The sequence below is a fragment of the Caballeronia sp. Lep1P3 genome, assembly GCF_022879595.1.
Taxonomy (GTDB): Bacteria; Pseudomonadota; Gammaproteobacteria; order Burkholderiales; family Burkholderiaceae; genus Caballeronia.
In genome coordinates this window covers 3010189-3028655 of record NZ_CP084265.1, presented here as the reverse complement: position 1 = coordinate 3028655, position 18467 = coordinate 3010189, and the positions used below count along the sequence as shown (strand labels likewise).

Annotated in this window: 18 protein-coding genes; 8 read left to right on the top strand and 10 right to left on the bottom strand. The window is 63.7% G+C overall.

Annotation, left to right across the window (positions count from 1 at the left end; translation table 11 throughout):
* Positions 1-8 precede the first annotated feature (8 nt).
* From LDZ27_RS14230 to mgrA, 7 genes are all read right to left on the bottom strand, one after another.
* Entirely contained in the window at positions 9-2396 is a 2388-nt protein-coding gene (locus LDZ27_RS14230; protein ID WP_244814699.1) for a xanthine dehydrogenase family protein molybdopterin-binding subunit, read from the bottom strand.
* A gap of 49 nt (positions 2397-2445) precedes the next feature.
* Complete coding sequence (locus LDZ27_RS14225; RefSeq protein ID WP_244814698.1) at positions 2446-2922, bottom strand: (2Fe-2S)-binding protein; 477 nt, start codon at positions 2920-2922, stop codon at positions 2446-2448.
* Positions 2923-3147: 225 nt separating this feature from the next.
* Positions 3148-4590 (bottom strand): amino acid permease, encoded by a 1443-nt coding sequence (locus tag LDZ27_RS14220; protein ID WP_244814697.1) that lies wholly within the window; start codon positions 4588-4590, stop codon positions 3148-3150.
* Positions 4591-4729: 139 nt separating this feature from the next.
* The gene (locus tag LDZ27_RS14215; protein ID WP_244814696.1) at positions 4730-5386 is read right to left on the bottom strand and encodes a response regulator transcription factor; all 657 of its coding nucleotides are present in this window, start codon (positions 5384-5386) and stop codon (positions 4730-4732) included.
* Positions 5387-5394: 8 nt separating this feature from the next.
* Positions 5395-6240: a sensor histidine kinase gene (locus LDZ27_RS14210; protein WP_244814695.1), complete on the bottom strand. Its 846-nt coding sequence runs from the start codon at positions 6238-6240 to the stop codon at positions 5395-5397.
* 320 nt (positions 6241-6560) lie between these two features.
* Positions 6561-7331 carry a ferredoxin--NADP reductase gene (locus LDZ27_RS14205; protein WP_244814694.1) on the bottom strand — a complete coding sequence of 257 codons (771 nt, stop codon included), beginning with the start codon at positions 7329-7331 and terminating at the stop codon, positions 6561-6563.
* A gap of 424 nt (positions 7332-7755) precedes the next feature.
* A complete protein-coding gene (gene mgrA, locus LDZ27_RS14200; protein ID WP_244814693.1) occupies positions 7756-8799 on the bottom strand; it encodes an L-glyceraldehyde 3-phosphate reductase in 1044 nt (347 codons plus the stop codon).
* Positions 8800-9004: 205 nt separating this feature from the next.
* Here mgrA and LDZ27_RS14195 point away from each other — a divergent pair, with 205 nt between their 5' ends.
* Together LDZ27_RS14195 and LDZ27_RS14190 are read left to right on the top strand one after the other, a co-directional pair.
* The gene (locus LDZ27_RS14195; RefSeq protein WP_244814692.1) at positions 9005-9799 is read left to right on the top strand and encodes a mechanosensitive ion channel family protein; all 795 of its coding nucleotides are present in this window, start codon (positions 9005-9007) and stop codon (positions 9797-9799) included.
* Positions 9800-9867: 68 nt separating this feature from the next.
* Positions 9868-10071, top strand: coding sequence for a DUF3185 family protein (locus tag LDZ27_RS14190; RefSeq protein WP_244814691.1), 204 nt, complete (start codon positions 9868-9870; stop codon positions 10069-10071).
* 18 nt (positions 10072-10089) lie between these two features.
* On the opposite strand, the gene LDZ27_RS14185 is transcribed toward LDZ27_RS14190, so the two are convergent.
* Positions 10090-10866: a phytanoyl-CoA dioxygenase family protein gene (locus LDZ27_RS14185; protein WP_244814690.1), complete on the bottom strand. Its 777-nt coding sequence runs from the start codon at positions 10864-10866 to the stop codon at positions 10090-10092.
* Positions 10867-11244: 378 nt separating this feature from the next.
* Between LDZ27_RS14185 and LDZ27_RS14180 the strand changes: the two genes are divergently transcribed.
* Positions 11245-11526 (top strand): hypothetical protein, encoded by a 282-nt coding sequence (locus tag LDZ27_RS14180; RefSeq protein ID WP_370653325.1) that lies wholly within the window; start codon positions 11245-11247, stop codon positions 11524-11526.
* A gap of 142 nt (positions 11527-11668) precedes the next feature.
* Here the strand turns inward: LDZ27_RS14180 and LDZ27_RS14175 are convergent, their stop codons facing one another.
* Positions 11669-12763 carry a glycosyl hydrolase gene (locus tag LDZ27_RS14175; RefSeq protein WP_244814688.1) on the bottom strand — a complete coding sequence of 365 codons (1095 nt, stop codon included), beginning with the start codon at positions 12761-12763 and terminating at the stop codon, positions 11669-11671.
* Positions 12764-13792: 1029 nt separating this feature from the next.
* Here LDZ27_RS14175 and queC point away from each other — a divergent pair.
* From queC to LDZ27_RS14150, 5 genes are all read left to right on the top strand, one after another.
* Positions 13793-14527 (top strand): 7-cyano-7-deazaguanine synthase QueC, encoded by a 735-nt coding sequence (queC, locus tag LDZ27_RS14170; protein WP_244814687.1) that lies wholly within the window; start codon positions 13793-13795, stop codon positions 14525-14527.
* A 31-nt stretch (positions 14528-14558) separates the two neighbouring features.
* On the top strand, positions 14559-15191 hold the full coding sequence (gene queE / locus LDZ27_RS14165) for a 7-carboxy-7-deazaguanine synthase (protein ID WP_244814686.1): 633 nt from the start codon (positions 14559-14561) through the stop codon (positions 15189-15191).
* A 16-nt stretch (positions 15192-15207) separates the two neighbouring features.
* Positions 15208-15654 carry a 6-carboxytetrahydropterin synthase QueD gene (queD, locus tag LDZ27_RS14160; protein WP_244814685.1) on the top strand — a complete coding sequence of 149 codons (447 nt, stop codon included), beginning with the start codon at positions 15208-15210 and terminating at the stop codon, positions 15652-15654.
* Between the two features lie 170 nt (positions 15655-15824).
* Positions 15825-16607 (top strand): HpcH/HpaI aldolase/citrate lyase family protein, encoded by a 783-nt coding sequence (locus LDZ27_RS14155; RefSeq protein ID WP_244814684.1) that lies wholly within the window; start codon positions 15825-15827, stop codon positions 16605-16607.
* A complete protein-coding gene (locus LDZ27_RS14150; RefSeq protein WP_244814683.1) occupies positions 16604-17302 on the top strand; it encodes a tetratricopeptide repeat protein in 699 nt (232 codons plus the stop codon). Before LDZ27_RS14155 ends, LDZ27_RS14150 begins: the two co-directional genes overlap by 4 nt.
* Here LDZ27_RS14150 and rodA read toward each other — a convergent pair whose 3' ends face one another.
* On the bottom strand, positions 17303-18451 hold the full coding sequence (gene rodA / locus LDZ27_RS14145) for a rod shape-determining protein RodA (protein WP_244816156.1): 1149 nt from the start codon (positions 18449-18451) through the stop codon (positions 17303-17305).
* Positions 18452-18467 lie beyond the last annotated feature (16 nt).

The following is an 18467-nucleotide window of genomic DNA, read 5'->3' as shown; positions in this document are numbered from 1 at the left end:
GTTCTCCGTCAGGCGTTCGGATGGGCGGCGGCGTGCATCGCGGTCCACACGCGATGCGGCGTGGCGGGCATCTGCAAGTCCTTGACGCCGAGCGGCGCGAGCGCGTCGAGAATCGCGTTGATGACGGCGGGCGGCGAGCCGATGGCGCCCGCTTCGCCGCAGCCTTTCACACCGAGCGGGTTGTGCGTGCACGGCGTGCCTTTCGCGGTTTCGACGGTGAAGCTTGGCAGATCGATCGCGTGCGGCATCGCGTAGTCCATGAACGAGCCGGAGAGCAACTGGCCGTTTTCCTTGTCGTACACGCAGCGTTCGAGCATCGCCTGGCCGATGCCTTGCCCGAGGCCGCCGTGCACTTGCCCTTCGACGATCATCGGATTGATGACGTTGCCGAAGTCGTCCACCGCGGTGAACTTCTGGATGCGCGTTTCGCCGGTGTCACGGTCCACTTCGACTTCGCACACATACGCGCCCGACGGATACGTGAAGTTGGTCGGGTCGTAGAACGCGTTCTCGTTGAGACCCGGTTCCATCGTTTCGAGCGGGAAGTTGTGCGGCACGTAGGCGGCGAGCGAGACCTCCGCGAAGCTCTTCGTGCGGTCCGTGCCCGCCACGCGGAACACGCCGTTCTCGAACTCGATGTCTTCCGCCGATGCCTCCAGCAAATGCGCGGCGATTTTCTTGGCCTTCGCTTCGACCTTGTCGAGCGCCTTCATGATCGCCGAGCCGCCGACCGAGATCGAGCGCGATCCATACGTGCCCATGCCGAACGGAATGCGTCCGGTGTCGCCGTGAATAACGTCGACGTTCTCGATCGCGACGCCGAGCCTGTCCGCGACGACCTGCGCGAACGTCGTCTCGTGCCCCTGGCCGTGGCTGTGCGAGCCGGTGAACACCGTGACCGAGCCGGTCGGATGCACGCGCACTTCGCCCGCTTCGAAGAGGCCGGCGCGCGCGCCGAGCGCCCCCGCCACATTCGACGGCGCGAGCCCGCACGCCTCGATGTAGCACGAATAGCCGATGCCGCGCAGCTTGCCTTCCTTTTCCGACTGCGCGCGGCGCTGCGCGAAACCGGCGACATCCGCGAGTTCGAGCGCGCGGTTCAGGCAGGCGTCGTAGTCGCCGGTGTCGTAGGTGAGGCCGACGGGCGTCGCATACGGAAACTCGCGGATAAAGTTGCGGCGGCGCAATTCGACCGGATCGATGTTCAGCTCGCGCGCCGCCGTTTCGACGAGGCGTTCGACCACGTAGGTCGCTTCGGGGCGGCCCGCGCCGCGGTAGGCATCGACGGGAACGGTGTTCGTGAAGACCGCTTTCACTTCGGCGTAGATCGCGGGCGTGGCGTACTGGCCGGCGAGCAGCGTCGCGTACAGCACGGTCGGCACCGACGACGCGAACGTCGACAGATACGCGCCCATGTTGGCCGTCGTGTGGACGCGCATCGCGAGGAACTTGCCGTCGTTGTCGAGCGCGAGCTCGGCTTTCGTCACGTGGTCGCGGCCGTGCGCGTCGGAGACGAACGCTTCGGAACGCTCGGCCGCCCATTTTATCGGCCGCCCGACTTTCTTCGACGCCCACGTGAGCGCCACGTCTTCCGCGTACAGGAAAATCTTCGAGCCGAAGCCGCCGCCGACATCCGGCGCGATCACGCGCAGCTTCGACTCCGGCAGCGACAGCACGAACGCGGCCATCAGCAGACGCTCGACGTGCGGGTTCTGATTCGCGACGTACACCGTGTAGCTGTCGTCGTGCCTCGAATAGCTCGCGTTGACCGCGCGCGGCTCGATGGCGTTCGGAATCAGGCGCTGGTTCACGATGTCGAGCGTCGTGACATGCGCGGCCTGCGCGAACGCGGCGTCGGTGCGCGCCTTGTCGCCGTGGCCCCAGTTGTAGCAGACGTTGCCCGGCACGCTGTCGTGAACGAGCGGCTGGCCTTCGGACGCCGCGCTCGCCGTATCGACGACGGCGGGCAGCACGTCGTAATCGACGTCGATGAGTTCCACCGCATCCTTCGCTTCCTTCAGCGATTCCGCAACGACGAGCGCGACCTGATCGCCCACGTGCAGCGCCTTGTCGTGCGCGATGACCGGATGCGGCGGCTCGTGCATCGGCGAGCCGTCCGTGCTGTGGATGAGCCAGCCGCACGGCAATCCGCCGACGTTTTCGCTCGCGAGATCCTTGCCGGTAAAGACGGCGATCACGCCCGGCGACGCCTTCGCCGCTTCGATGTCGATGCCGCGGATGCGCGCGTGCGCGTGCGGCGAGCGCAGGAACACGCCGTAGCTTTGCTGCGGAAGAACGACGTCATCGGTGTACTGGCCCGCGCCCGTCAGGAAGCGATAGTCTTCCTTGCGCTTCACGCCAGCGCCGATCAGTTTCTGTTGCTCAGGAGCATTCATCGCGGTCTCCGTAATAGGCGCGACAGATCGTGTCCGAGTGGAAATTGCGTCAGGCGCCGGCCTTCATGTTCTGCGCGCCTTCGAGAACCGCCTTGACGATGTTGTGATAGCCGGTGCAGCGGCACAGATTGCCGTCGAGCTGATCGCGCACTTCTTCTTCGGTGAGATCGGGCGATTCGGCTGCGAGCGCGGTCGCGCTCATCACCATGCCGGGCGTGCAGAAGCCGCATTGCAGGCCGTGGCATTCGCGGAACGCCGCCTGCATCGGATGAAGCTGGCCGTCTTTCGACAGGCCTTCGATGGTCGTCACCTCCATGCCGTCGACCTGCGCGGCGAGGATGTTGCACGACTTGATCGCGCGGCCGTCGAGATGAACGGTGCAGGCGCCGCATTGCGCGGTGTCGCAGCCGATGTGCGTACCGGTGAGCCTGAGTTGTTCGCGGAGAAACTGGACGAGCAGAAGATGCGGTTCGACGTTCGCGGTCACCGGTTTCCCGTTGACCGTCAGGCTGATGCTGAGCGTCATTACTGTCTCCAAAGGATGAACCAGCCTCCGCCTCGCGCCACGCATGTCACCACGTCTTGCACCTGCCTGCGCTTCGCGTCCGGCTGGGAATAGGTGTTATGTGTACGGCGAGTAAAGCACAAATCGGCGGGCGTCGCCATTAGGCGCACGCCCGTGCCGTCGCCGCATCGGGCAAAAAAAACGCCGCCCCGGAGGGCGGCGCTTCGCGCGTGCGACGGCTGGCGATCAGTGCGTCACGCGTTCGCGCTCGGCGGCTTTCGCACCCTGCGCCGCGACGCTCGGGCGGCCGAGCACCGCATGATGGCGCGAGTAGACGAAGTAGATCGCGAGGCCGATCACGAGCCACACGACGAAAGCGACCCACGTCATCGCCTGAAGATTGACCATCAGGAACAGGCACGACGCCACCGCGAGAACCGGCACGACCGGCACGCCGGGGCAGCGGAACGCGCGCGGCAGGTGCGGATGCGTGCGGCGCAGGATCAGCACGGCGATGGAGACCATCGAGAACGCGGCGAGCGTGCCGATGTTGATGAGTTCGGCAAGCACGTTGAGCGGCACGAGCGCGCCTATCAGCCCGAAGAAGAGGCCGACGAGCCATGTGGTGAGGAACGGCGTCGAGTAGCGCGGATGCACCTTCGAGAGCCGCGCGGGGAGCAGACCGTCGCGCGACATCGCGTAGATGATGCGCGTCTGGCCGTAGCTCATGACGAGAATCACGGTGAGCATGCCGAGCACCGCGCCCAGATCGATGAAACCGGCCACCCAGTTCTGTCCCGCCACTTGCAGCGCATACGAGACCGGATGCGAGATGCTCGCGAACTGCGCCGCCGGCACGATGCCCGTCACCACGGCCGCGACCGCCACGTACAGTACCGCGCACACCGCGAGCGACGCGATGATGCCAATGGGAAGATCGCGCTTCGGGTTCTTCACTTCCTCGGCGGCGGACGAGACCGAATCGAAGCCGATGAACGCGAAGAACATCACGGCTGCCGCGCCGAATACGCCCGACCAGCCGCGTGGCATGAACGGATGCCAGTTCGCCGGCTTGACGTGGAACACGCCGACCGCGATCACCAGCAGCACGACCGTGACCTTGATCGCCACCATGATGTTGTTGATGCGCGTGGATTCCTTCACGCCCATCGACAGCAGCCACGTAATGACCATCATCACGAGGAAAGCGGGCAGGTTGAAGTACGTGACGTGGCCCGGCAGCGCGCCGGGTGCGGCGCTCAGCACGGTCGGCAGGCTGATGCCGAAGCCCGACAGCAGCGATTGCAGATAGCCCGACCATCCGACAGAGACGGCCGAAGTCGCGAGCCCGTATTCGAGCATCAGGTCCCAGCCGATGATCCACGCCGCCAGTTCGCCGAGCGTCGCGTAGGAATAGGTGTAGATGGAGCCGGCGACCGGAATCGTCGACGAGAATTCAGCGTAAGCGAGCGCCGCGAAGCAGCACGCAACGGCCGCGACGAGAAACGAAATCATGAGCGCGGGGCCGGCCTGAACCGCGCCCGTGCCCGTCAGCACGAAAATCCCCGTGCCGATGATTGCGCCAATACCGAGGAACGTGAGATCGAGCGCGCCCAGCGTTTTTTTAAGTGACGTGCTGTGCGCGCCGGCCAGCATGTGCTCGATGTTTTTCTTGCGGAACAACGACATTGCGGTAAGTCTCCTTCGGCGCGCGTGCGCCCTGCGGCGGGAAAACCCGCCATTTTATCGGAGACGAGGGAAATGCCCACGATTTGGGCAGCGAACGCGTTGCCGCACGCGATTTATCTTGGGCAGGATAAATGGCGTGCTAACCGGCGATGGCCGGGTTCATATCGACGAGCCGGTTGCTCATCACATAGAACGTGAGTTCGGCGTTGTTCGCGAGCTTCATTTTGTCGAGCAACCGCGCGCGATACACGCTCACCGTCTTGACCGACAGCGATAGCGCGTGCGCGATATCGGTCAGCCGCTTGCCGGACGCGAGCATGCAAAGCGTTTGGAATTCGCGGTCGGATAGCTTCTCGTGCGGCATGTGGTCGGCGTCGAGCGAGACGTAAGTGGCGAGCGCTTCGGCCATCTCGGGGCTGACGAACTTGCGGCGCGACGCGACCTGCTGGATCGCGCGGATCATCAGCGCGGGGTCCGCGGTCTTCGATAGATAGCCCGCGGCGCCGGCCTTGAGTGCGCGCACCGCGTATTGATCTTCGCGGTACATCGAGAACATCAGCACGGGCAGGTCCGGCACATCGCGTTTCAGGCGCTTCAGCACGTCGAGGCCGTTCGTGTCCGGCAGGGAAATGTCGAGCAGGACGACGTCGAACGTGCGCTGGCTCGCGAGCGTGAGCGCCTGCGCGCCGGTTCCGGCTTCATCGACTTCCGATGCCGCGCCGCGCTCCAGCAGCAATTGCGCGACGCCACGGCGCACGATGGCGTGGTCGTCGGCGAGAAGGACTTTGAGCGTCATGGACGGAGTCAGCCGTTGACGGCGCGCAGCGCGGGGCGCGATGCAGCGTTCCACGGCAGCCGCGCGCGCACGGACGTCCCGCCGCTCCTCGACGATGCCACGCGCAACGTGCCGCCGAAGGCTTCGCAGCGCGCGCGCATGCCGGCCAGCCCGAAGCGCCCGCTCTTGCGCCGCGCGGCAGGCGTCATGCCGATGCCGTCGTCGTCGATGACGAGCGTCAGCGCGTGGGCATCGGCGGTGATGTTGACCGTCGCGTGCGTGGCGTGCGCGTGGCGCGCGACGTTGCCGAGCGCTTCCTGCGTCACGCGCAAAAGCGCGAGCGCCATTTCACGGGAAAGGCCGTCAAGCGCGTTTTCAACTGAACAAGATAAATCGACGCGGATTCCCGATCGCGCCGCAAAGCTCGCGACGAAATGCTCCAGCGCGGCGTTCAGGCCCGAATCGAGCGCCGGTGCATGCAAACCTTCGACGAGGCGATGGCTCGTCTCGGCCACATCCGCGAGGCATTCGCGCGCCTGGCGAAGCGCTTCGGCGCAAGCGGCGGGCGCATCGGCGGGAAGGGAGAATTCGGCGCGGCCTATCGCGAGGCTCGCGACGGTGAGAATCGCGCCGGTTTCGTCGTGGAGATCGTCCGCCAAGCTGCGGCGCGCGCGTTCGTCGGCGCGGGAAAGCTGCATCGCGAGATCGCGGACGCGCGCGCGCAGACGTTGAATTTCGCGATCGCCTTCGAGTTTGGCGTCGATCAGAGCGGAATACGGCGACACAGCGCTTTCCGGCGCCGCAGGAGAGAAGCCGCGCAGCATGGCGCGGGGCGTTGCGCGCTCATCGAGCGTGACCACGTCCGACGTGTTCATTCTTTCCTCGCTTTGAGCGCAACTTGAGATACGTCCTCGGAGCCTCACGAGTGGGCGTAACTAAATTTACACTCTGTAACATCGAAGGCGGACGAAACGCGCATCGCGCTTCGTCTCAACGTGAGCGCATCATATCTCAAAATTATTTCGAATCCATGCACGACAACGGTTTCGGGCGCGAAGTTCATGCCCGTTGAGAACATCGGCGCAGGGAATGCGTAGGAAGAAGACCTACAGAACATGTAACAAAGCGGCTGCGCGAGACGAAAAAAAACCGGAGCGCGAGGCTCCGGCTTTCGACGATGCGAAACGCGCAGCGATCAGCCGACGAACGCCTTTTCCACGACGTAGTGCCCCGGATGGTTGTTGCTGCCTTCGTCGAAGCCCATGTCGTCGAGCAACTGGCGTGTGTCGCGCAGCATGTGCGGGCTGCCGCAGAGCATGACGCGATCCGTTTCCTTCGAGAAAGGCTCGACGCCGAGATCCGCGAACAGCTTCTTCGTTTCGATGAGATCGGTGATGCGCCCGCGATTCGCGAATTCCTCGCGCGTCACAGTCGGGTAATAGAGCAGCTTCTCCGACACGATCTCGCCGATATGCTCGTGCGCCGGCAAATGCTCGGTGATGAAGTCCTTGTACGCGAGTTCGTCGACGAAACGGCACGTATGCGTCAGCACGATCTTCTCGTAGCGGTCGTAGACGTCCGGATCTTTGATGATCGACATGAACGGAGCGAGGCCCGTGCCAGTCGAGAGGAGCCACAGCGTCTTGCCCGGCAGCAGATTGTCGGCGACGAGCGTGCCCGTCGGCTTCTTGCCGATCAGCACGGAATCGCCCACCTTCAGGTGTTGCAGGCGCGAGGTCAGCGGGCCGTCCGGCACCTTGATGCTCAGAAATTCGAGATGTTCTTCGTAGTTCGCGCTCGCGAGACTGTAGGCGCGCAGGAGCGGCTTGCCGTCGACTTCGAGGCCGACCATCGTGAACTGGCCGTTTTCGAAGCGGAACGAGGCGTCGCGCGTGCAGGTGAAACTGAAGAGCGTGTCGGTCCAGTGATGGACGCTCAGAACGGTTTGAGAATTGAGGTTGCTCATGGCTTCTTGAACTAGGCGAAAACGGTGACGCTCACGGGCTGACGTCGGAGAGGCGCTGCGCTCGGCGCGACGCGAAAGGACGCGTGGACTGGCTCGACGTCCGCGATTTCGTTCGATGAAAGCGCGCTCCCCGCGCGCCAGGCGCCGGCTTTTCGGGCCCGCAGCGCAATCGGCTATTCTAACGCGATAGCCAGCCGGCGTCCTCGGACGTCCCCGGACGATCGGAGCGTTTAGGGGCGTTTCGGGGCGGCAATGCGCCGCGCGTCGGCGTGGATCGCTGATCGCTGCGGAGCGGCAACGAGCAAACCGCGACTCGGCATGATAACAACAGACGCCGCGCGTATCCCGAAATACCCTTCTGGCGGCAGGCGCGCGCCATTCTCGCGAGCGAACTCGCGCGAAAAACGGCGCGCCGCCGCCGCCGTCAGATGCGCTGATCCGTCGACGGCTTCTCCCACAGATTGATGCCGCCTTCCTGCGCGTACTGGTCGATTTCCGCGAGTTCCTCTGCGGTGAAATCGAGGTTCTTCAGCGCGCCGACGTTCTCGACGACTTGCTCGGCGCGGCTCGCGCCGATCAGCACCGACGTCACGCGCCCGCCGCGCAGCGCCCAAGAAAGCGCCATCTGCGCGAGACTTTGGCCGCGCCGCTCGGCGAGTTCGTTGAGCTTGCGCACATGCGCGAGGTTTTCCTCGTTCAAGTGCTCCTGCTTGAGCGATCCGCCGCCCGGCTTGTTGACGCGCGCATCCTGCGGCACGCCGTTCAGGTACTTGCTGGTCAGCAGCCCTTGCGCGAGCGGCGTGAAGGCGATGCTTCCCGCGCCGACGTCGTCGAGCGTATCGAGCAGTTCGTGCTCGATCCAGCGGTTGAGCATGTTGTACGACGGCTGATGAATCAAAAGCGGCACCTTGTGCTCGGCCAGCAGCTTCGCCATTTCGCGCGTCTTGGCCGCCGAATACGACGAAATGCCGACGTACAGCGCCTTGCCCGAATGCACGGCGGTCGCGAGCGCGCCTGCGGTTTCCTCGAGCGGCGTGTCGGCATCGAAACGATGCGAGTAGAAGATATCGACGTAATCGAGGCCCATGCGCTTCAGGCTCTGGTCGAGGCTCGCGAGCACATACTTGCGCGATCCGCCGCCCTGGCCGTAAGGGCCGGGCCACATGTCCCAGCCGGCTTTCGAGGAGATCAGCAGTTCGTCGCGATACGGACGGAAATCGTCCTTGAAAAGACGGCCGAAGTTGGTTTCCGCGCTGCCATACGGCGGCCCGTAGTTATTCGCGAGATCGAAATGCGTGACGCCGAGATCGAACGCGGTGCGCAGAATTTCACGTTGCGTCGAAATGGGCGTGGTGTCGCCGAAGTTGTGCCAGAGCCCAAGCGACAACGCCGGCAATTGGAGTCCGCTCTTGCCGCATGTGCGGTATTGCATCTGCGTGTAGCGCTCGGAAGCTGCTTCGTAAGCCATGACGGATTTCCTTTGCGGGTTGCGGAATTGAACTAACTTTGACAAGCGTGACGGCCGACGGACGCGCGCGCTGCGATACGCTCGCGGGTCCGCTCGAAGCCGTCAATGGTAGAGCAATCGGCGGCGGCACGAGCGCCGCGCACGCGCCGTCCCGGTATGCGGGAGCATCCCGCGCGCCGCACAATCTTCAAGAAAGGAGCATCGGATGAATTCGATCGACAAACTGCGCCCCGCTTACGATTTCATGCTCACGCTCGGGCTGACATACGGCGTCAACGTTTTGCTGGCCATCCTCATCGTCGCTGTCGGCTGGTGGATTTCGAACGCCGTCGCGAACGCGCTGCGCCGCACGCTTGCGCGCACCAACGTCGATGCCACGCTCACGCCCGTGCTCGCGAGCCTCGCGATGTGGGCGATCCGCGTGATCGCGATCGTCGCGGCGCTCGGCAAGTTCGGCATCGCGGCGGCCAGCATCCTGACCGTGCTCGGCGCGGCGGGTCTTGCCATCGGGCTCGCGCTGCAAGGCACGCTGCAGAACATCGCCGCGGGCCTGATGCTTCTGCTGCTGCGGCCGTTTCGCGTCGGCGATTACATCGAGGGCATCGGCGTGACGGCGGGCACCGTCAACGAGATCGGACTTTTCACGACGCGGCTCACGAAAGCGGACGGCATCGTCATGTTCGTGCCAAACAGCATCATCTGGGCGAATCCGGTGACGAATTACAGCGCGAACGAGCGCCGTCGCGTGGTGCTGAACTTTCTCGTGCAGCATGGTCAGGACGTGGAGCGCGTGCTGGCCGAACTGCGCGCGCTCGTCACCGGCGACGCGCGCATCGTGCAGGACGGCGCGTCGGCGCCGTGGATCGCCGTGACCGATTACACCGATACGGGCGTGAAATTCAACGTCGGCGTGTGGACGAGCGCGGGCGATCACGCGCAGGTGCAGGCCGATTTGCTGCGCAAGATTCAGCCGCTGACGCGCGTGCCCGTCGAGGCGTGAGCCGACTGGACGCGCCCCGGCGCGCCTTGTAAGCTGGCGCGCCGTATCCTGAACGAGCGAGACCCTTCATGACCCGAGCGATTTCCGTGGCGTTGCTTGTCGGCGGCGTCGTGCTGCTTTACTTCGGCGGACAGTCGTTTCACTCGCTGAGCAACGACGTATCGCGATTCTTCACCGGCTCGCCGACGAACAAGACCATCTGGCTGATCGCCGGCGGCATCGTCGCGTCGCTGGCGGGGCTGATCGGGCTTGCGTTGCCGTCCAGACGCTGAATGCTCGGCGCCAGGCGCTCAGACGAGCGCGATTTCCGGCTTCGACGCCGAGCGCGTGCCCGGCAGCGCGGCATTGCTCGCGCCGCGATATGTATAAACGAGCGAGAACTTCACGCGGTCGGTCAGGTTCTTGCCCGCCGAATGCAGCGTGTTGCAGTGAAAGAACACGACATCGCCCTTCTTCAGTGCGGGCGACACGGCCGTGCGGATGAGCGCGGCGTTCTCCGGCAAATCGGCGCGGAAGAATTTGGCGGCGTCGAACCGGTCCGATGTGAACGCCAGTCTGTGCGAGCGCGGCACGAACCACAGCGCACCGTTGTCCACGGTCTCGTCGCCGAGCGCGACCCACGCGGAAACGAGGTCGTCGCGCTCGAACGCCCAATAGCGTACGTCGCGATGCCACCCGGTCAGGCTGCCGTATGCCGGATGCTTCGTCATCACGCAGTTGTGATGCGCGCGCGACAGATACGGCGTTTCGCCGAAATACAGTTCCATCCAGCCGCGCACTTCCGGCGATGTCGCGAATTCCGCGAAGAGCGGATGGCGCGCGTAGGCGTCGAGCAGGCGGCGCACCGTTTGTCCGCCCGGCGCGTGACGCGATTCGGGCGCGCCGGGGTATTGCAGATCGGCTTCGAACTCGACCGGCGGCGCGGCTTCGGCCAGTTGAAGCGCGGCGATTTCGCGCAACGCGTCACAGCGTGCGTCGGAAACGAGTCCGTTCGCGATGACGAAGCCCGTTTCGCGCAGTTCCTGCACCTGATCTTTCTTCGATTTCAGCGACGTTTGTTCAGACATGTTCATTGAGCCTTTGCGCCGCTTCATCCGCCATACAGCCAGCGCATAACCCGAAATTGGGGCGAATACGGACATTGTATGTCCGTCGTGTAGCAAGGGCATTTGCACATGGGCGATTCGCGCATCCAATGAAGCGTTCACTGTATAAACCGACAGGGAAAACGCGGACTTACGGCAGTAATGAAGGTCCTGTACATTGAATGTAACAATGTGGTGCAACTTCGAATCCGAGGTCGGATCGAAGGCTTGAACTGCGCCGTGACGAGCTTCCTCCGAGTTCGCCCGACGCGAACATCTTTTATCGCCGACATGAACCACCGAATCGCTTCAGGCCTCCGACGCGCTGCATCGCGCGCCGCGCGGCCCGCCCGGCGCGGCATGATCCGCGCGTTGCGTCACCATTCCGCGCGCTCGCAGGCGCTCGCCGAGCAAGTCAGAGAAGTGCATCCGGTGGATGGCATCCGGGCGTGGTTTCGCGGCTTCGTCTTCAATCTGCGTGCGCGCGCCATTTCGCGCAATGTGTCGCTGCAGGCGCTCTTGCGGCGTCCGATGCAGTTGCGCGCGCCATCGCCCAAGCCGAAGGCGGCTGCGCTGACGAGCCGTCGTCCGCGTCGCGTGTCGGCAAGCAGCGCCGGCTGGTACGCATTCGCGGTGCGCTGACGCTGCATCGCGCGCGCAGCTTCGTTCTCGCGTCCAAAGAAAAAGCGGGCAAGTCGCCGGAATCGCTTCCGGCACACTTGCCCGCTTTTGCTCGTGTCGCGTTCGGGACGGCGCTCGTCTCGCGCCGCCCGACATCCGCCGCTTACTTGGGGTTCGCGGCCACGAAGTTCTTGAATGACGTGAACACCGCCTTCTGCGTCTTGCCATCGTTCTTGATGAGGCCGTAGTTGCCTTCGCCGCCGGCGGGATCGTCATACAGCTGATAGACCTGGATGGCCTGAAGGTTGTACTTCGCGGCCACCGAGACGAACTGCGCCATCATCTTGTTGCCGACCATGTACGACGCGATCTGCGCGTCCGAGCCGTAGGACGGACGCACGCCGAATTCCGTTAACCAGATCGGCTTGCCGAATGCCTGCAACGTGCCGAGCACGTCGTGGCAACCGGTGCCGCCGCATGCGTGCGTGATGTCGCCTTGCTCCGAATACCAATGCCACGCCGTGATGTCCCACGTCACCTTCGGATGACCCGTCGAGCCATCGGGCTGCGTGCCGTTCCAGAGCATCTGGTCGAAGGCGTAGTGCAGCCACGTATCGCCGCCGATGACGATCTTGCCCGTGGTATCCACCGACTTGATGCCGGCGATCATGCCGCGAATCACGCCGCGCGCCTTCTGGAACTTTGCGTTGTCGAAGTGCTGCGGATAGACGCCGTCGACGTTGCCGGTGAGCATCGACGCGCCCAGCTCGTTCGACACTTCGTAGTACGGATAATGATAGGAAGTCGCCGTTTGCTTGCCGAGCGTATAGCCGGCGTTGTACGCGTCCGACTCGTTGTTGAAGCCGTTCGATCCGACGAGCAGGACGGGGAAGATCGTCACGCCGCCCGCGGCCATCGTCTTCGCGATGCCGGCGAGCTTGTTCACCGATGCCTGGCTATAAACCTCGTTGCGATACAGCTTGACGCCGAGACTTTGAAGCTGCGAAAGCTGGAGCGCCGGGCTGGAGAGGTCGTAGGCGCCGCCTTCGTTGTTGTGGCCGTTCGCGCCATAGAAAATCTTCGTGGCCGTCGTCGCGGCCTTGTCGCTTGCCTGGGGCGTCGTATCGCGACTGGCGGCGTCGGCGGCGGACGCCGTGTCGAAGGTGTCGCTGCCGCCGCCACAGGCGGCGAGCAACAGGCTGGCGGTTACTGCGGCGGCGGCGAGGCCCGCTTTCGCGGCGAAAGCGCGAGAAATCATGGCAGAAGTTTGGCTAGGATTCTTCATATTAATTATTTAGCGGTACTCAAGAATGGGTTGAATCGTCGGCGAACGCATGCGCCGGTTAGAGCGCCGCGAACATGTCGAGGCGTATCAATGGCGAACGCGTATTCTTTGCGGTCCCCGAGTCTCAGTCGGGGATTCGTTAGGCATGCGAACGGATAAACACTAACGGCTTGCGCGAATGCTCGACGTCATGACGAGCTGTCGGCGGCCCATCTTCGCCTCGATCTCGGGAACTTCATCGACCGGGAGAACTTGCCGATATTGCCGCCGCTCCCGTGGGCGAGCGACCTGCTTCGCGCTAGAAACACGCCGCTGAAAACGGCAGATTTTCCTGATTTTGCTGCGGCGGTCGCTTTGTTTCAGAAATACTTGCCGTAAGTCAGCGACAACGGAGGCAAGAATACTATACGTAAGATGAGAAGGTAAAAATTCATATGTAACAAGTGTTTCAGAAGCGGTAAGAGCGGCAAGGATTACTGAAAATCGGTACTTTGGTCTTCGAGCCTGCGTCGGTAAATTCGGCAGTACTACTTCAATTGCTGCCCGTAACTATCTGACGCGAAGGCCTAACCACCCGGTTAGTACGTCGATCACGAGAAAAGGCACTTCCTTGAAAAGCGGGCGGTTTGTCGCGTGGAAAAGCCACACCGGATTGAGGGTTAAATCGGCTCAGCCGGAACCGCTTCCGCCGCCGTCGCGCCTTCGGCGAACAATCGTGCAGCATGCTAAAATTCGCATCGAATTAAGGACTTGCCTCGTCCGCGGACCGGCAAGTCTTTTTTATTTCGATCGCGGCAACTCGTGCGTCAAACGCAGCGAGTGGCGCATCGAAGCGATAGGCCCGTCGTCGTCGGGCGTGCTATCGCAGGCATAAGAAGGGCGCGCGTCAGTGAAAGAGTCGGCGGCCTATACTGGATTCGCGCTTCGCCGCCATCGCGCCGCTATGCGCGACGGTCGTTCGGGCAGGCGCGCGACGCCAATCTCATACACGGAGTTTTCACGGTGACTCGGATAGACGCGAAGGACAGCGCCCTCGTGCTGTTTTCCGGCGGACAGGACTCGGCTACGTGCCTTGCATGGGCGCTCGAACGGTACGAAACCGTCGAGACGCTCGGCTTCGACTACGGCCAGCGGCATCGCGTCGAACTTGAATGCCGCGACAGTTTTCGCGCGGCGATCGCGCAGAAGTTTCCGCAATGGGCCGCGCGGCTCGGCGAAGACCACATGATCGATCTGTCCGTGCTCGGCGCGATCAGCGACACCGCGATGACCCGCGAAATCGAGATTCAGTCGACCGCGAATGGCCTGCCGAACACGTTCGTCCCGGGGCGCAACCTCCTGTTCATGACCGTCGCTGCGGCGCTCGCGTATCGCCGGGGACTGAAGGTGCTCGTCGGCGGCATGTGCGAGACGGACTTCTCCGGCTACCCCGATTGCCGCGACGACACCATGAAAGCGTTGCAAGTCGCGTTGAACCTCGGCATGGAAACTCGCTACGCGCTCGAAACGCCGCTGATGTGGCTCGACAAGGCCGACACCTGGCGGCTCGCGGAAACGCTCGGCGGCGAGACGCTCGTCGATCTGATCCGCATCGAGACGCATACGTGCTACGTCGGCGAGCGCGCCGAACTGCACGAATGGGGCTTCGGCTGCGGCCAGTGCCCCGCGTGCAAGCTGCGCAAACGCGGCTACGAAGCGTATCGCGCGGGCGAGCAAGTCACCGTCGAACCGGTCTGAATCGGAAACACTACTGAGTCACAGAGCAGTCATGACGTATGCGGTAAAGGAAATTTTCTACACGTTGCAGGGCGAAGGCGCGAACGCCGGGCGTCCCGCCGTCTTCTGCCGTTTTGCCGGCTGCAATCTGTGGTCGGGCCGCGAGGAAGATCGCGCGGACGCCATCTGCCGTTTCTGCGACACCGATTTCGTCGGCACCAACGGCGAGAATGGCGGCAAATTCAAGACGCCCGCCGAACTCGTCGCGAAAATCGCGTCGCTGTGGCCGGATGGCGAGGCGAGCAAGTTCGTCGTCTGCACCGGCGGCGAGCCGATGCTGCAGATCGACCAGCCTTTCGTCGACGCGCTGCACGCAGCCGGCTTCGAAATGGCGATCGAAACGAATGGATCGATGTCCGTGCTCGACAGCATCGACTGGATCTGCGTGAGCCCGAAGGCCGACGCGCCGCTCGTCGTCACCAAGGGCAACGAGCTGAAAGTGGTGGTGCCGCAAGACAATCAGCGTCTTGCCGAATACGAAAAGCTCGACTTCGAGTATTTCCTCGTCCAGCCGATGGACGGTCCCTCGCGCGACATCAACACGAAGCTCGCGATCGACTGGTGCAAGCGGCATCCCAAGTGGCGGCTGTCGATGCAGACGCACAAATACCTGAATATTCCCTGAAGACGGTCGAGCCGACGTGCAGACGATTACCCGAAAACTCGAATTCGATGCGGGCCACCGCATTCCCGATCACCGCAGCCAGTGCCGCAATTTGCACGGGCATCGCTACGTACTGGAAATCACGCTGCAAGGCGATCTCGTCGATACCGAAGGCGCGCCGGATCGCGGCATGGTGATGGACTTCGCCGACGTGAAGTCGCTCGCGATGGAGCATCTGGTCAACAAGTGGGATCACGCGTTCATCGTCTACGAAGGCGACGTCAAAGTGCGCGAATTCCTTCAGTCCATGGCGGATCACAAGACCGTCGTCTTCGACCGCATTCCGACCGTCGAAAACATGGCGGCGGTGGCGTTCCGCATTCTCGCGGACGTGTACGACGCGCACTACGGCGTCAATCTCAGGCTCCAGCGCGTGCGGCTGTACGAAACGCCGAATTGCTGGGCGGACGTCGAGCACGCGTAACAAGCAATCACGCATCGAGGCGCGGCGAACGTCCGCGCGCGCGTCACGGTATGATCGCTCGAAGCGTCGCCCAAGTCGGGTGACGAGAAACGGAGCGCGAGCATGCCGTCATTCACCCGGTCGTTTTCTCCCGAAACGTCGCGCGAATCAAGCTCTCACGGAGCCGCGCGATGAGCACCTTCACCAATCCCCTCAAGCAGCGTCTCACGGAACCGGGCCCGCTCTTCGGCATGTGGCTTTCGCTGTGCAGCGCCGATGCCGCCGAAGCGCTCGCGCACGCGGGCTTCGATTGGCTGTGCATCGACATGGAGCACTCGCCGAACGATAGCCGCGATGTCGTCGAACAGCTTCGCGCGATCGCAGCCGCGCATCTGCCGACCGAGCCGATCGTGCGCGTGCCGTTTTCCGAGGGCTGGCTCGTCAAGCGCGTGCTCGATGCCGGCGCGCGCACGCTGATGTTTCCCAACGTGCAGTCGGCGGACGATGCGGCGCGCGTCGTCCGGCTCACGCAATATCCCACCGAAGCGCAACTCGACGGCCTGCGCGGCGTCGCCGGCGCGGTGCGCGCGGCGGCATACGGCATGCGGCGCGATTACGTGTCGGGCGCGAACGCGCAGGTCGCGACGATCGTGCAGATCGAATCCGTCGCGGCACTCGAAGCCGTCGACGACATCGCCGCGACGCCGGGCGTCGATTGTCTCTTCATCGGCCCGGCGGATCTCGCCGCGAGCCTCGGGCATCTCGGCGACGCGAAGCATCCCGACGTGCATGCCGCCGTCGCGAAGATCGCGGACGCGGCGAAGCGCGCGGGCAAGGCGAGCGGCATCTTTGCGCTGGATGTCGCGAGCGCGCGGCAATATGCGGACGCGGGCATCAAGCTCGTGTCGATCGCGGCTGACGTGATGTGGCTGTTGAAGGCGACGCGGCAGGCGTTGCAGGAGGCACGAGCATGAAACGCGCATGGCGTGGCGGCGTGGCGGCGGCATCGGCTGCGCTGGGTCTCTTCGCGGCGGGCGGCGCGCACGCGCAGGCCATGCCGAAGCCGCCCGACCTCGCGACGCAGAACGCCGTCGCCGATTACAACGCGGGCAATCTCGTCGCCGCGCGCTCCGAGTTTCGTCGCGCCGCGCAAAAGGGCAGCCGTCTCGCCGAATTCAACTACGCGATGATGCTGCTCAACGGCGAAGGCGGCGCCGCCGACGTGCCCGAGGGAAAGAAATGGCTGCGCCGCGCCGCCGACGCGAACATGACGCACGCGCAGTACGTCTACGGCAAGATGTACGACGACGGCGAGTTCGTCGAGAAAGACCCGGCCGAGGCGCATCGATGGTTTCTGCTCGCGGCGAATCAGGGCCACGTTCAGGCGGAACTTGCCCTTGCGAATCAGTTTCTCGATGGTCGCGGCACCGCGCGCGACAACATGCAGGCGTTCACCTGGTACAAGAAAGCCGCGCAAGGCGGCGACATGACGGCGCAGTACGTCGCGGGATCGTTCTATGAGCGCGGCGGCGACGGCGTCGAACGCAATCTCAATGTGGCGCGCGCCTATTACGCGGCGGCCGCCGCGCAGGGCGATCCGGCTGCCAAGCTCAAGTACCTGCAACTCAGCACGGAACTGGAGCAGCAGAATCCGCAGAAGCCGCAGTAACTAGCTCTGCATCAAGCGCTTTTGCCGCGCGACGCTCATGATGAGCCCGACCGCGACGCCGAGCGTCGTGAGCGCGGTGCCGCCGTAACTCATGAACGGCAACGGCACGCCGACGACCGGCAGAATCCCGCTCACCATGCCGATGTTGACGAACGCGTAAGTAAAGAACGCGAGCGTGAGCGATCCCGCCAATAATCGCCCGAAGAAGGTTGCGCCGTTCGCCGCGATATAGAGTCCGCGCGCGATCAGCGCCATGTAGAGAAAGAGCAGCACGAGCCCGCCGACGAGCCCGAATTCCTCTGAGAACACGGCGAAGATGAAGTCCGTGTGCTTTTCGGGGATGAATTCGAGGTGCGCCTGCGTGCCCTTCAGCCAGCCTTTGCCCAGCGTGCCGCCCGAGCCGATGGCGATGACCGCCTGAATCGTGTGAAAGCCCTTGCCGAGCGGATCGGAAGTCGGGTCGAGCAGCGTGCAGATGCGGTGCTTTTGATAATCGTGCATCAGCGGCCAGTTCACTTGCGGCTGGCAAATGCGGTCCTGAAACACGGCCACGCTCGCAATGACGATCACGCCCGCCACGAGCACCGGCACGATCAGCCTGAAGCTCAGTCCCGCGAAATAAATGACGAACACGCCCGCGCCGAAGACGAGCACCGCCGTGCCCAAGTCCGGCTGCTTCGCGATGAGGGCGACGGGGAATATCAGAATCACGAAGCCGACGATGTAATCCCACCAGCGAATGTTGCTCTCGCGCTTCTGGTAGTACCACGCGAGCATCAGCGGCATCGCGATCTTCATGATCTCGGACGGCTGAATGACCACGCCGACATTGAGCCAGCGCTTCGCGCCCTTGCGCGTGAGGCCGAACGCCGCGACCGCGACGAGCAGCGCGACGCCCACGGTATAAAGCGGCACCGCGAAGCGCATCAAGGTTTGCGGCGGGATGTTGGCGAGCACCCACATCAGGGCGAACGTCAGCATGATGTTGCGCAACTGGTCTTCCACGCGGCCCGGCATGTCGAGGCTCGCGCTGTAGAGCGTCACGATGCCCACGCACAGAAGCAGAAAAACGATGAGTGCGAGCGGACGGTCGAAGCCCGCGAACATCCGCTTGGCGCGGTCGATCCACTCGCGCTTGTCGAATTGCAAATGCACTTGCATGCCG

Excerpts from the sequence above, each read along its gene's own strand:
- LDZ27_RS14230 (WP_244814699.1), bottom strand. The coding sequence starts at position 2,396 with ATGAATGCTCCTGAGCAACAGAAACTGATCGGCGCTGGCGTGAAGCGC.
- LDZ27_RS14225 (WP_244814698.1), bottom strand. The coding sequence starts at position 2,922 with ATGACGCTCAGCATCAGCCTGACGGTCAACGGGAAACCGGTGACCGCG.
- LDZ27_RS14220 (WP_244814697.1), bottom strand. The coding sequence starts at position 4,590 with ATGTCGTTGTTCCGCAAGAAAAACATCGAGCACATGCTGGCCGGCGCG.
- LDZ27_RS14215 (WP_244814696.1), bottom strand. The coding sequence starts at position 5,386 with ATGACGCTCAAAGTCCTTCTCGCCGACGACCACGCCATCGTGCGCCGT.
- LDZ27_RS14210 (WP_244814695.1), bottom strand. The coding sequence starts at position 6,240 with ATGAACACGTCGGACGTGGTCACGCTCGATGAGCGCGCAACGCCCCGC.
- LDZ27_RS14205 (WP_244814694.1), bottom strand. The coding sequence starts at position 7,331 with ATGAGCAACCTCAATTCTCAAACCGTTCTGAGCGTCCATCACTGGACC.
- mgrA (WP_244814693.1), bottom strand. The coding sequence starts at position 8,799 with ATGGCTTACGAAGCAGCTTCCGAGCGCTACACGCAGATGCAATACCGC.
- LDZ27_RS14195 (WP_244814692.1), top strand. The coding sequence starts at position 9,005 with ATGAATTCGATCGACAAACTGCGCCCCGCTTACGATTTCATGCTCACG.
- LDZ27_RS14190 (WP_244814691.1), top strand. The coding sequence starts at position 9,868 with ATGACCCGAGCGATTTCCGTGGCGTTGCTTGTCGGCGGCGTCGTGCTG.
- LDZ27_RS14185 (WP_244814690.1), bottom strand. The coding sequence starts at position 10,866 with ATGTCTGAACAAACGTCGCTGAAATCGAAGAAAGATCAGGTGCAGGAA.
- LDZ27_RS14180 (WP_370653325.1), top strand. The coding sequence starts at position 11,245 with ATGATCCGCGCGTTGCGTCACCATTCCGCGCGCTCGCAGGCGCTCGCC.
- LDZ27_RS14175 (WP_244814688.1), bottom strand. The coding sequence starts at position 12,763 with ATGATTTCTCGCGCTTTCGCCGCGAAAGCGGGCCTCGCCGCCGCCGCA.
- queE (WP_244814686.1), top strand. The coding sequence starts at position 14,559 with ATGACGTATGCGGTAAAGGAAATTTTCTACACGTTGCAGGGCGAAGGC.
- LDZ27_RS14155 (WP_244814684.1), top strand. The coding sequence starts at position 15,825 with ATGAGCACCTTCACCAATCCCCTCAAGCAGCGTCTCACGGAACCGGGC.
- LDZ27_RS14150 (WP_244814683.1), top strand. The coding sequence starts at position 16,604 with ATGAAACGCGCATGGCGTGGCGGCGTGGCGGCGGCATCGGCTGCGCTG.